Here is a 13,003-nt window from a genome sequence, read left to right as displayed (position 1 = left end):
CGTTGCAGGCGTCGGCATTTTCCAGGGGCAGGCTATGGATCAGATCTGAATGTAGACCACGTGGGTGTGGGTGTACTCATACAAGCCGTGTTTGCCGTCCGCGCCGCCAATGCCGGATTTGCGCGCCCCCGCATGGAAGCCCTGCATCGCTTCAAAGTTCTCGCGATTGATGTAGGTCTCGCCGAAATCCAACTCATTGCTGGCGCGCATGGCCGCGCTCAGGCTACGGGTGTAGACCGAGGATGTCAGGCCGTACTCGCTGTCATTGGCCAGGGCGATGGCTTCGTCCAGGTCCTCCACGATCTGGATCGGCAACACCGGGCCGAAGATTTCCTGGCGCATGATCGCCATGTCGCTGCCACAGCCAGCCAACACCGTTGGCTGATAATGAAAGCCCGCGCCCTTGTCCGCCACCGCCCCGCCCGTGACCACTTCAGCGCCCTGCCCTGTGGCGGTCCTGACCATCTGCGCGACTTTGTCCAGCGCGGCCTGGTTGATCAGCGGCCCCATGTCCAGGTCGTCTTCAGCCAGCGGGTCGCCGTACCGGGTCGCGGCCATCGACGCGGCCATCTGCTCGATGAACTGATCGGCGACCTTGCGTTCGACGTACACCCGCTCGGCGCAATTGCACACTTGTCCGGTGTTGATCACCCGCGACGCAGTGACGGCCTTGACCGCCAGCTCCAAGTCGGCGTCCGCGAGCACGATGGCTGGCGCCTTGCCGCCCAGCTCCAGGTTGAGCTTGGTGATGTTCGGCGCCGCCGCGGCCATGATCCGCGAGCCCGTATCGACGCTGCCGGTGAAGCTGATCAGGTCGACGCCGGCGTGACGGGTCAGGCGTTGCCCCACAGTCGCTCCCGTACCGCTGACCACATTGAATACCCCGGGCGGCAGGTCGGTCTCGGCCACCAGGCGGGCAAACTCGAAGCAGTTGATGGGGGTTTCTTCGCTGGGTTTGATCACGATGGTGTTGCCGGTCACCAGCGCGGGCGCCATCTTGCGAGCGATCAGGAAGAACGGGAAATTCCACGGCAGAATGCCGGCCACTACGCCCAAGGGCTTGCGCAGCAGGAAGATGTTTTCGCCGACACGGTCGCTGGTCAGCACCTCCCCTTCAAGACGCCGTGCCCATTCGGCCATGTAATCCAGGTAATCGGCGGTGAAGTTCACCTCCACCCGCGCCAGTCCCAGCACTTTGCCTTGTTCGGCAGTGATGAGGTGGGCAAGTCGTTCGGCGTTGTCGCGCACTTTGCTGGCGATCTTGCGCAGGTAACCTGCGCGCTCGATGGCCGGACGGGCCGCCCAGTTTTTCTGCGCGTGGCGCGCCGCGGCAATGGCCGCTTCAACCTGCTCGCCGCTGGCTTCGGGCACGCGTGCCAACAGTTGATTGTTGGCCGGGTTGCGCACTTCGATGCTGGGGTCGCTGGGAACGAAGGCATTGGCGATGAAGTTCTGGTAATGGATGATTTCGGTCATGTGCTTGCTCTCGCGGACAGTGTCGAAAACGATGCAGGGGCGCCCCGCCCCTGCATCACGGGTATTCATTGGGCGCTGAAGGTCTTCCAGACGCCGCCTTCCTGCTGCAGGTCGTGGGCGCGCTTGATCAGGTATTGGTGGATCTGCTCCACCTGCTCCGGCGTGAAGGCGTCGGCAAAGGACGGCATGCCGTCAGGCACCCGGCCGCCGTAGAGAATGCCGAGGAACATCTGGTGTTTTTCCGGCGTCAGCTTGCGCAGGTCCGGCAGCACGCCACCGCTGACCGCATGAATGCCATGGCACTGCGAGCAGTAGCCGTCATAGAGCTTGCCACCCGCGTCCACCGCGACGGTGTCACCGGTCAACGGCGGCGGCTTAGGGGTCTCGGCAAGCGGTGCCGGTTCGTTGAGTTTCGCGGTGCCACCCAGTTTGTAGGTCAATACCTGGGAAAACGGACGGACCCCGGCGCGCAGGGACAAGGCACCGGCAAAGGTCGAGAAGGCTCCGCCCCAGCCGGCCATGAAGGTGACGTATTGCTCACCGTCGACACTGTAGGTAATCGGCGCGGCCATGACGCCGCTGGCCGCCGGTTGTTCCCACAGTTTCTTGCCGGTATCGGCGGCATAGGCTATTACCCGGCCATCGGCGCTGCCCTCGAACACCAGGTTGCCGGCCGTGCTCAAGGTGCCGCCGTTGAAGATCGTCACATAGGGCACTTCCCAGGCCGGCTGCTGCTTGACCGGGTCCCAGGCGATCAGCTTGCCAGACCAGCCCTTGGCCATTTCCAGCAGCCCGTCAGCGTTCTCCGGCATCATCCCGGTGCGCAGGCCCAACTGGTACATGCTCTTGAATGGGTTGCGCTTCGGCGCCTCGGGGATGTGCTCGTAATAGGCGGACATGATGTGCGCCGGGATGTACACCAGCCCCGTGTTCGGGTTGAACGACATCGGCTGCCAGTCATGGGCGCCCCAAAACGCAGGCGTCACCAGTTTGCGCTTGCCGTCCTTCCAGTAGGCGGCGTTCTCGTCATCGACGATGGGCCGGCCCGTCTTCATGTCCATGCCCTTGGTCCAGCTCTGCGGCACGATGCCCTTGGCCGACAACAGCTCCCCCGTGGCGCGGTCGATCACATAGAAGAAGCCGTTCTTGGGCGCTTGCATCAACACCTTGCGCGGTTTTCCATTGATCGGCAGTTCCGCCAGGATCATGTGCTGGGTGGCGGTGTAGTCCCAGGCATCTCCCGGCGTGGTCTGGTAGTGCCAGACGTACTCTCCGGTATCGGCGTTGACCGCGACGATCGAGGACAGAAACAGGTTGTCGCCCTTGGCCTGGCTGCGCCATTTCGGGTCCCACAACGAACCATTGCCCACGCCGATGTACAACAGGTTCAGCTCAGGATCGAAGGCAAAAGAGTCCCAGGCGGTGCCGCCGCCACCCTGCTCGAGGAACGCGTCGCCGTGCCAGGTCTTGGCGGCGATGGCCATGGCCTTGTCTTCCGGCGGCAGCTTGGGGTCGCCCGGTACGGTATAGAAGCGCCAGGCCTGCTTGCCGGTTTCTGCATCGTAGGCGGTGACGTAGCCACGCACGCCGAATTCAGCGCCGCCGTTGCCAATCACCACCTTGCCGTTGACCACCCGAGGGGCACCCGTGATGGTGTAGCTGCGCGCGTGATCGGCCCGGGTGTCCACCGACCAGGCGCGCTGGCCGGTCCTCGCATCAATGGCTTCCAGGCGCCCATCGAGCACGCCCACGTAGACCTTGCCCTTCCACACCGCAACACCGCGGTTGACCGCATCACAGCAAGCCTCACCGGCGCGGTTGCGGTCGGACTGTGGGTCATACTTCCAGATCAGCTTGCCATTGCGTGCATCCAGGGCGTACACCACCGAAAACGGCCCGGTGGTGTACATCACGCCGTCGACCACGATGGGCGTGGCTTCGACACCACGGTCAAGATCCAACTTGTAGCTCCACGCCAGGCCGAGCTGGCTGACGTTCTGGTCGCTGATCTTGTTGAGCGGGCTGTAGCGTTGCTCATCGTAGGTACGACCGGTGCTCATCCAGTTACCGGGTTCCTGGTTGGCGGCAATGATCCGCTTGCCATCGACATTGGCCGGCATGTCCTGCGCCCAGGCCGGCATGACGCTCAGGTTCAGAGCTAACGCGACGAACAGGCTCTTGAGCGGAGCGCCGATGGGCGCGGTTCGGGGGGCGGGAGGCACGGCGAGACCAAACTGTGTCATGGGGAACTCCTGATTCTTATTAGTAGCGAAGCCATTGCGCTGCGCAGGGGGACAAGAGCAACCCCTGTGCCAGCCTTCGCCAAAGACCTGCAAGCCACGTCATACAAGGCTTGCAAGCCGGATCGCTGACTGCGTCAACCTGCGACAGGTGTCGCACCCATGGGGCATCTGTCCCACCCTTGGCACACTTGGGTTTTATTAATAGGAATGTGGTTAAAATCCGATCGCCCCACGACAGTCGCCACAGGAACCCGCTAAATTAGCGCCTCCAGACCTGATGAGGTTCTGCGTCATGCCTTTAGAGTCCGATGTCTTTCTCAACCGCCGCGGGCAACGCGGTGCAGACCTGTTCGTAGAAGTGCTTCGCAGCGAAGGTGTGCGCTACGTCTTCGGCAATCCGGGAACAACCGAGCTGGCTTTGCTCGACGCCCTCTCAGGCGCCCCGGACCTCCAATACATCCTCGGCCTGCAGGAGGCCTCAGTCGTCGCGATGGCCGACGGTTATGCGCAGGCATCCGGTCGCCCCGCCTTCGTCAACCTCCATACGGCCGGTGGACTGGGCAATGCCATGGGCGCCATGCTCAACGCCAGGATGGCGAACACGCCGCTTGTCATCACCGCCGGTCAACAAGACACGCGACATGGCGTGACCGACCCGCTGCTCCACGGAGACCTCGTCGCTCTCGCCCGACCGAGCGTCAAATGGGCGGAGGAAATTCATCATCCCGAACATATTCCGATGCTGCTGCGCCGTGCGTTTCAGGACTGTCGCACGGGGCCGGCCGGCCCGGTTTTCCTTTCCCTGCCGATTGACGTGATGGAGCAACACACGGATGTCACGGTCGGCCCGCCATCGCGAATCGAGCGCGGTGCCGTGACCGGGGCGATTGAGGAATTGGCCGCTGCCCTGGCGAACATCACCCCCGGTCGCCTGGCGATTCTCGTGGGAGAAGAAGTGATCCAGTCGCGCGCGGAAGTTGAAGCCGTGAGGCTTGCCGAGGCACTCGGCGCTCCGGTCTACGGGCCTTCCTGGCCCGGGCATATTCCGTTCCCGACGGCCCATCCGCAGTGGCGGGGAACGCTGCCTGCAAAAGCTTCCGATATCAGGGAGACGTTCTCCGACTTCGACGCGGTCTTCCTGCTCGGCGGCCATTCGTTGATCAGCTATCAATATTCCCAGGGCCCCGCTATCCCTTCTCACTGTCGCCTTATCCAATTGACCAGCGATGGACACCAACTGGGCAGAGTCCACGAGACTGCGCTAGGGCTGATCGGCGATGTAAGACTTTCCTTGCAAACGCTGTTGCCGATACTGGACAAGCGATTGGCCCCACACCGGGAGACCATCGCGACGCTGCGATACGTCGCGAGCCAAGCACGCGATGCACGTCGCGCCGACGTCGCGGCTCGCTTCAGTCGCGAATTCAGCGCGCCGGTGACAACACCTTTCGTGGCTGCCCACGAGGCCGTCCGGGCCATCGGGCCAGACGTCTGGATTGTCGACGAAGCACCCGCCACGATTCCCCATGTCCGCGCCTGCCTGGATTCCCATTCGGCCCGCCAATATCTTTTTACCCGCAGCGCCATCCTCGGCTGGGGCATGCCGGCGGCTGTCGGAACATCGCTTGGCCTGGACCGCAGCCCGGTCGTCTGTCTGGTCGGTGATGGCTCGGCCATGTACTCACCGCAAGCACTCTGGACGGCGGCGCATGAACGGCTGCCGGTCACGTTCGTTGTGATGAACAACGGCGAATACAACATTTTGAAGAACTACGCTCGCGGCCAGGCGCACTACCTGAATGCGAGCACTGACCAGTTCATCGGCATGGACCTGCGCGATCCGGCGATCGATTTCCTGGCCCTCGCCTCTTCCCTGGGGATCGCTTCGCGCAGGATCGAGCGCGCCAGCGATATTGCCGGCGCGGTGGAAGAAGGCATTCGTTCAGGCGTCCCGAACCTCATTGAATTACCGATCATGGCCTGAAGATTGCCCAACCTCGAAGCGAATCCACCGCTGAAGAAAACGACATCAAGCTGGAGGCGCCTAGTGTTGTGCAACGGCCGGCGCCCCCCCGATCGTTATTGGTGAAGCTCCTACGGCCCTCAGCTATCCCAAAAGTGAGTCGATTTCCCTGGGGGATGGGAGCTGCGAGATGCCCTAAGCACCGCGGCTTCGAACTCGGCGATCATCCGGTCCCGATTATCAGCGACCAGCTTCTTGACCATGGCCGAGTAGGGTTTCGAGGGTGCAGCCCGGGCTTGCAGTTCAGCGAAAATGGTCTTGGCTTCATTGTGCAGGTGTTGGAAGAATGGTTCCCTGTGATCCATCGGGGCGGCTTTCTTGAGCGCGTTTTCCGCCTTCATCAACTGGTTCTGAACCTCCAGCATCAGCTCGGTGCGCGCCTCCACCAGGTACACTCGGTTCAAGCCAAATATTTGATAGGTGGCAAGTCCGTAAGGGTCCCAGTCATTCCCCACTTTCAGCGGAGCAATCAGACTCAGGCCCCGTTCGACGATCCATTGCAGGTGCTTATCCGGATTGCGTTGAGTGGGGTCGATGAGACAGGCATCCTCGGCCTTCAGATCATCGCCTTTAGCCATGGCACGCCGCCCACGAATCGGGAAGGCATCATATTTGCCGAGCTTATAGGCGCTCCCCTGCATTTTTTGCGTGTAGGGCTGTTCAGCCGTGAAGGTTTGAACTTCATGGTATTCAGAACTATTGCAGTGGATACAGCTGGGCAGCAGATTGGTCCAATCGGACGCCAGCCACCAGTAGCCCGTATGGCCAGGATGGTCGATGACCCGGTTCTTGGGCCGAAAGTGTTCAACCTGGACAGGGCCCACCGCTTTGTAACTGGATTCGCAATAGGCACATTTTTTATGGAACAGCTTATTCAACGCCTGCCTTACGTCTTTTGCCCCATAGGCCTTGAAGTTGAATTTCTTGGTTTTTTTAGCTTGTTTGGCTGTCTTCCCCTTGGCTTTGGCATTTGTTTTCGGAGGCGCCGGCTGAGTGGCTCGGGCCGCATAAAAAGCGGCCGCTCGGGTACGCTCCTTGGCCGCCGGGCTGTTCAATTCGGCAAGCGATAAGGGCTCGTCGACATCCTCGCGCTTAACATAAATCATTGTCCGGCCTCGCCAGCTTCGCGAAGCGTCTCCAGGATCAGGCGGACCGATTCCTCACGCACTTCTGCCCGGTCAAGCCGATTGGAGTGAAACTGTTCGACGATGTGCCGGCGCAACGCTTCATTCACGACCTGGCGTTCCGGGGTGTCGCCAATCATCGAGAACGCGTCCAGCCGCTCGGAAAACTGCTCTTGTGGCTCAAGGCTACGGGATTCGGAAAGCAGCAACCGATCGATACGCCGAAGAGTCTCGGGCTCGGCGGTACTGGCGAGGCCGAAGTATTCGGACGTCAACAGTTGCTCGGCCCGCATGGCACTGACATCGGGCAACCCGGTCATTTCAACGACGGCCCGGTCCTCATCGCGGACCAGTACATGCACTTCACCATCGAGCATCCCCCTCAAACAAAGCGGATCGTGGGTGGTGAAGATGAACTGGACCTGCGGCAACGCACGACGCAAGGCGCCGACTACCTGCATTTTCCAGCGTGGGTGCAGATGGATTTCGATTTCGTCGATCAACACGATGCCCCGTGAGTTCTCCAGGTCACCCCATCGCTTCACCATGTTGCGGATGATGTCCAGCGCCATGGCGAATAACGATCGGTAGCCATCGCTCAACCTCGACAGTGGTATGTCTTCGCCGTGCTTGCTGATCATCAGCCCGGAGCGCTCCGTGCGGATGATCTCGTCCTCGTCCGTCAAGTTGAGGATTTCCCGAAGTGCTCGGGCCACCGTTGGAAAGATTTTCTCGTCAAGTGATTCGAGCCAATCGGCCGAATGTGGTAGCACGCGTTGTTTGTTGAATAACGAAACGATGCTCGAGACTGGCTTGATGTTCTTGTAGTTCGTCGGTTGTTCGCTGAACTGTCGATGGGCCCCATAACCAAGCACCAGCGCACTCTCGAAAGACACGTCATGGATCTCGCCACCCCGCAGGATGTGCACTTCATTGAAGCTGCCGTCGTCAAATTCGATCCGAATACTGGCCTGAGTCGCGCCTTTGTTGCCGGAGAGCTGTTGCCAAACCTGGTCTGCGCGGCCTTGCGGCTTCCGAAGAAAGGCATCGAAGTCTGTCTTGACCTGGCTGCGCAAATGCCGACCCATTGTGCCCAAGGCAATGGCCTGGAGCAGAGAGCTTTTGCCCACCGAATTCTCCCCTAGCAGCACCACCGCCGGCGCGATGCCCTGCTCGGCCACGGACCGACTGGAAAAATCCAGGGTAAAGCGTTTGAACCCTTTGAAGTGTTTGACATCGATCGAGCGGATACGGGCGAACTTGGTCGTCTGCACCTCGCCCACCGCGTCGACGAGATCCGACCGCAGCATGCGCCGGGGCACGTGTTCACCCTTGAGGTGATCGATGAACCGGCGCCACATCGGCGGATTGCAGAGGCTGATGAAACCTGCCAGCTCACTGAAAAACTCAGCCTCGCGTGGCGGTGTGCTCCTCTCTGAGGTCGCCAGCAACGAGTCACTGATCCAAATCCTGACCGCCCCGACATGAGCACGGCGATCATCCAGCCGGTTCTCGATCTCGCTGAGGATTAGTGCATAGTCCTTGCCGCGCAGCTTTTCGAAGAAGACCACCCATTCAGAAAAAATGGCGGCACGTCGACCGACCAGTTCGCTTCGATTGAGCTTCAAGACGTCGATCGTTTCCTTGCCGCGGTCGTTTTTGCCCAGGCAGATCCCTTCGACGGTGAATGCCAGGTGCTCAAAAGGCTGGTCGTTCGAGGGGTCAATCAGGACGGGGCGTTCTTGATCGGCCAGCGCCAGCGGGGTAAAGGGCGCGACACGCTCGTGTTGCGTGGGGAACTGTGAACTCTTGTAGCGCGCACACACGGAACAGGCCAATACCAGGTTGGCCCATTCATAGGCATACCAGGCGTAATGGTCAGGGCTCGGAGTGGCCGAATAACCCAACCGATTCTTGGCGTTGAGCATTGGACGGTGGTGATGGACTTCGAAATCGAAGGGGCCGGTATCTTTCTCGCAGTAACCGCACTTCTCCTGGAAGGCCGCGACCAGCGCTGACTTTACTTCCCGGGAACTCCATTTTCGTCGGTTCAACTTTGGGCGTCGGGTCAACCGGGAGGCAGTTGCCATATCAAAGTGCTCCCGCAGGAGCGCCATTTCATCGACCAACGCCTCGGCTGTGAGCGAAACAGGTGTACTGCTGGGATCCCGCCATACAAATCTCAAAGTCAGTTCCTTTTAACTTTAGAAGGCATAAAGATCCATCAGCCATCCAGCCAACGCTGAAAATCGCTCTGGACCGCGAGCTCTGGCTCGCACCGCCGAGTGAAATCTAGCACGTTTGATGAATGGAAAGCAGGCACAACGACATCATTGATCCCGTCGCAAAAAACGCCCCTCCCTGCTCCATCCTGGCGAGGCGTACCGAATATGACGGCCCTTCTAGAACAAGCCACCCAACCTGGACAGGCTTGCCGCCAGCTCATCCTTGCGAAACGGCTTGTTAAGGCGCGGGATATCCGGGTCAAGTCCTCTGCGTTCGGCGTAACCAGAAACGAGCAAGATCGGAGTACCGGGCCGCGAAACGCGGACCGCCCGGGCCAGTTCAGTGCCGCTGATACCAGGCATCAGGTGGTCGGTGACAATGAGGTCGAATTGTTGCCCCGCCTCCAGCAATTGCAGAGCCTCTTCGCCTGATGCGGCCTCGATGACGTGGTAACCAAGGTCTGCCAGCATGTACGAGGTCGTTGCGCGTACCAGTTCCTCATCGTCGACTAGCAGCGCAGTGCCTCGCACCGATTGTCGATCCAGGGCCTCGGTATAAGGCAAGGCCGCTGTCGGCAGGGTCATGCTGCGCTGGAGCCAAAGCTCGACGTTTGTCCCTAAGCCGGGTGAACTCTGAATCGTGAGCGCGCCGTTCAGCTGGGATGCCAGGCCATGGACCATCGAGAGGCCGAGCCCCGTGCCCTTTCCGATCCCCTTGGTCGAAAAGAACGGCTCCACCGCCCGGGCCAGTGTGGTCGCGTCCATGCCAATGCCCGTGTCCGCCACCGAAAGGCAGACGTAGTGACCTGCAGGAAGATGCGAACGGTGGCCATTACCCACCACCTCGGTGCTCGCCGATATCCTCATCGTTCCACCTTCCGGCATCGCATCGCGCGCATTCACGGAGAGATTGAGAATCGCCATTTCGAGCTGGTTCGGGTCCGCCATTGCCGCCGGCAGTTCCATTGGCGCTTCGACGACCACCTTGATCTGTGGCCCGGTCGTGCTGGCCACCAGGTCACCCATTTCGCCAACCAGCTTTGCCACGTCCACGGGAACGGCTTGGAGCGGTTGGCGGCGGGCAAAGGCGAGCAATCTCTGCACCAGCGTTTTTGCCCGATCAGCCGATTGCAGCGCGCCGCCAATCAGCCTCTGTTCCCGATCCCCGCCCACACCTCTGCGCTGGAGCATGTCGAGCGTGCCAACGATCGGGGTCAGCAGATTGTTAAAGTCGTGGGCCACACCGCCGGTGAGCTGCCCCATCGCTTCCATTTTCTGACTTTGACGCAATGCCTGTTGGACCTCTTCCCGCTCGGCGATGGCATGGGCCACCCTCAATTCAAGCGTGGCGTTGAGCTCGCGCAGTTCTTCTTCGGCCACCTTGCGAGGGGTTACATCCACCGCCGTACCGGTGAAGCGCAAGCAGCGGCCGAACGCACCGAACACGGCTCGGCCCTTGGCCGCCACCCAGCGAACGATGCCATCCTCGCGACCAATCGTGCGGTAGTCGACTTCATAGAGTGCACGCCGTTGAGGGTCGATGGCCGCCGCGAATGCTTCGATCGTTGCCTCTCGGTCCGCCGGGTGCAAACCGTCATAGAAATCCTGCAACGTGACTGGCACATCAGCAGAGATGCCGAACATCGCTTTGGTTTGAGCGGGCCAGATCAGCGTGTTGTGAACGATATCCACGTCCCAGAAGCCGATATCGGCGTTCTCGACGGCCAGTCGCAGTCGCTCCTCGCTCTCACGCAAGCGCATTTCGGCGCCTACCCGCTCCACGTGCGCCCAGCAACGTTCGGCCACCTCCCTCACCCACGATATTTCGGACTGTGACCAATCCCTGGGCGAATTTTGATGAACGGCCATCATCGCGGTCAGACGACCGTCCTTGACCAACGGGCAGCAAATAATCGCGTGAATGCCAATGGACAGAAAGGTCTCCAGCCCTTCGCCGTGGGTCAGCTCCGCGGCGACGTCACGTATGATCAAGGTCCGCCCGGCGCGCATGTCGGCAGCAGCCCGTGGTCCGAAAACATCGAGGCTGTACGTCCCGACCGAGCTCTCGATGCCGGGCGCGCTGTAGTCACTGCGAATCCAGAAACGGTCATGATCGCCATCGACATCTGCATAAGCGCAGCGCGATACGTTGAGCTTCTCGCCCAGCAAGCCGGTCGCGGCGATCATCGCGTCTTCGGCCTGGTGGACGTGAAAGAGACGGCCATCGAGTTCATCGAAAAAGCGCAGTCGCGACGCGCTCTTCTCCAGCGCCGCTTCCGCTTGATGCTCGACCGTACGGTCGCGGAAGATCTTTACAAAACCGCCGTGATCCAGGGCCAATGGCATCATCAGCCCCGAACCCCAGAAACGCGTACCGTCCTTGCGCACGTGCCAGCGCTCGTTGACAGCCCGGCCGTGATCCTGGGCGATGTGGAGTTCGCCGTAAAACACCCGCTCGGCCTGGTCCAGGGCGGTATAGAAGAGGTCACCCTTACGCCCCACTACCTCCTCGGCGACGTAGCCGACGATGCGCTGTGCACCGGTGCTCCAGCTCGTGACCGTGCCTTGCGCATCGAACGTGATAATTGCGAAGTCTTCCGCGCCCTCGACGATCTGGCGATAGCGCGCCTCGCTAATGCGCATCTTGGCTTTTGTTTGCTCACGGTCCAGGACCAGCCCGACTGTCTGGACAATGAAGCCGAGGATCTCGACATCCGTCGATAAAGGCTCATGTGGTTCAGGGTGATACAACATGAAAACACCCAGCACAGCGCCTTGGGCTGAAAGAATCGGGAATGAGGAGCACGTGTGCAGGCCATAAGCGGTAGCCAGCGCCTGTAACTTGGCCGAAAGCAGATCGTTGAGTGCCCCAGGTAAAAGGCCGATATCGCTCGGCAACGGCGAGATACGGGTGGCGCCACCGCTCAAGCCCGCGATCAGTTTTTTTACCTCGTCATTGTAGGCGCGGGGAAGACTGGGACCTGCGCAATACCGCAGATTCGGGTCATCGTCGTTGAGAACCACGATGCTTCCCAGAAATCGGGACATGGACAACGCCTCGACCTCGCGAACGATCGCATCCAGCGCGACGTCGAGGGGGGTATCTTCAACAGACAGTTTCAAAATGCGGTTCTGTGCCTCCCCAAGCGCCGCCGCACGATTGCGTGCCTGGGTGAGGCGCGCGTTCTCGAGCGCAATCGTCGCCAGGCTCGCCAGGCTTTCCAGCCGCTTGATCGTATCGCGATCGGGGGTGTGAACCTGCGACCAGTACGCGCCCAGCGCTGCAACCGCAACGGGCCGGCCAATGGGCACCATGATGAGGCTACGGACGAACGTCGCGGCGTAAGCGTCCTTGGGAACGCGCGGATCCAGTAGTACGTCACGGATGACGACCGTCTCGCGATGGTGCATCGCCCACCCTGAAACACACTGGTCGGCGGCAAAGCTCTGGCCCTGCCAAAGCGCAGAGACCGCATCCTCCGCGACATAATGACAACGCCCGTCATGCTCAATGACGACCGCGATGCCCTCAGCCCCGACGGCGGCACGTGCGGTGTCGCGGAGCACTGCAACCACGTCCTCTACCGATCCAGCGGCAGCCAATCGCTCACTGGCATCGAGCACATGAAACAGGCGATCCTCGCCTTCCAAATCAACCGGTACAGTAGACAAACTGGGTCTCCAAATGCCGGCCAAGTGTTCTCTTCCCGGACTGGCTGAAATAAATGTGGTTCATTGAGGCAATGTAAGCCATGACATCCGGAGTCGGTTCCCGTTCGATTTTGTAGACGCGTAGCACCGCGCCTCATATCGAATCGAAACCGTTCACCAACTGGTCCGCTTGCACATTCAAACCGCTGTATATGGGGGCTGGGCGCGGCCTACAGCATTGTAGCTGAGCCGCTCCGCCTC

General features: G+C 60.7%; 6 protein-coding genes. 1 reads left to right on the top strand and 5 read right to left on the bottom strand.

From position 1 onward, the window contains the following. Window positions 1-39 precede the first annotated feature (39 nt). Both aldA and V5F23_RS13335 read right to left on the bottom strand, forming a co-directional pair. Window positions 40-1,476 carry an aldehyde dehydrogenase gene (gene aldA / locus V5F23_RS13340; protein WP_047739653.1) on the bottom strand — a complete coding sequence of 479 codons (1,437 nt, stop codon included), beginning with the start codon at window positions 1,474-1,476 and terminating at the stop codon, window positions 40-42. 65 nt (window positions 1,477-1,541) lie between these two features. After that, window positions 1,542-3,719: a PQQ-dependent dehydrogenase, methanol/ethanol family gene (locus tag V5F23_RS13335; RefSeq protein ID WP_338498714.1), complete on the bottom strand. Its 2,178-nt coding sequence runs from the start codon at window positions 3,717-3,719 to the stop codon at window positions 1,542-1,544. Window positions 3,720-4,011: 292 nt separating this feature from the next. On the opposite strand from V5F23_RS13335, the gene V5F23_RS13330 reads away from it, so the two are divergent. Further along, a complete protein-coding gene (locus V5F23_RS13330) occupies window positions 4,012-5,703 on the top strand; it encodes a thiamine pyrophosphate-binding protein (protein WP_123579145.1) in 1,692 nt (563 codons plus the stop codon). 119 nt (window positions 5,704-5,822) lie between these two features. Here the strand turns inward: V5F23_RS13330 and V5F23_RS13325 are convergent, their stop codons facing one another. The 3 genes from V5F23_RS13325 to V5F23_RS13315 form a co-directional block, all read right to left on the bottom strand. Next, window positions 5,823-6,848, bottom strand: a complete 1,026-nt coding sequence (locus tag V5F23_RS13325) for a hypothetical protein (protein ID WP_212803785.1) — start codon at window positions 6,846-6,848, stop codon at window positions 5,823-5,825. Continuing rightward, window positions 6,845-8,956 (bottom strand): AAA family ATPase, encoded by a 2,112-nt coding sequence (locus V5F23_RS13320; protein ID WP_160310735.1) that lies wholly within the window; start codon window positions 8,954-8,956, stop codon window positions 6,845-6,847. Before V5F23_RS13320 ends, V5F23_RS13325 begins: the two co-directional genes overlap by 4 nt. Window positions 8,957-9,268: 312 nt before the next feature. Continuing rightward, a complete protein-coding gene (locus V5F23_RS13315) occupies window positions 9,269-12,763 on the bottom strand; it encodes a GAF domain-containing protein (protein ID WP_212803784.1) in 3,495 nt (1,164 codons plus the stop codon). Window positions 12,764-13,003: the final 240 nt, after the last annotated feature.

Source organism: Pseudomonas sp. WP18, assembly GCF_036689585.1.
GTDB lineage: Bacteria > Pseudomonadota > Gammaproteobacteria > Pseudomonadales > Pseudomonadaceae > Aquipseudomonas > Aquipseudomonas chlororaphis_E.
This window is presented reverse-complemented; position numbering and strand designations above follow the sequence as displayed.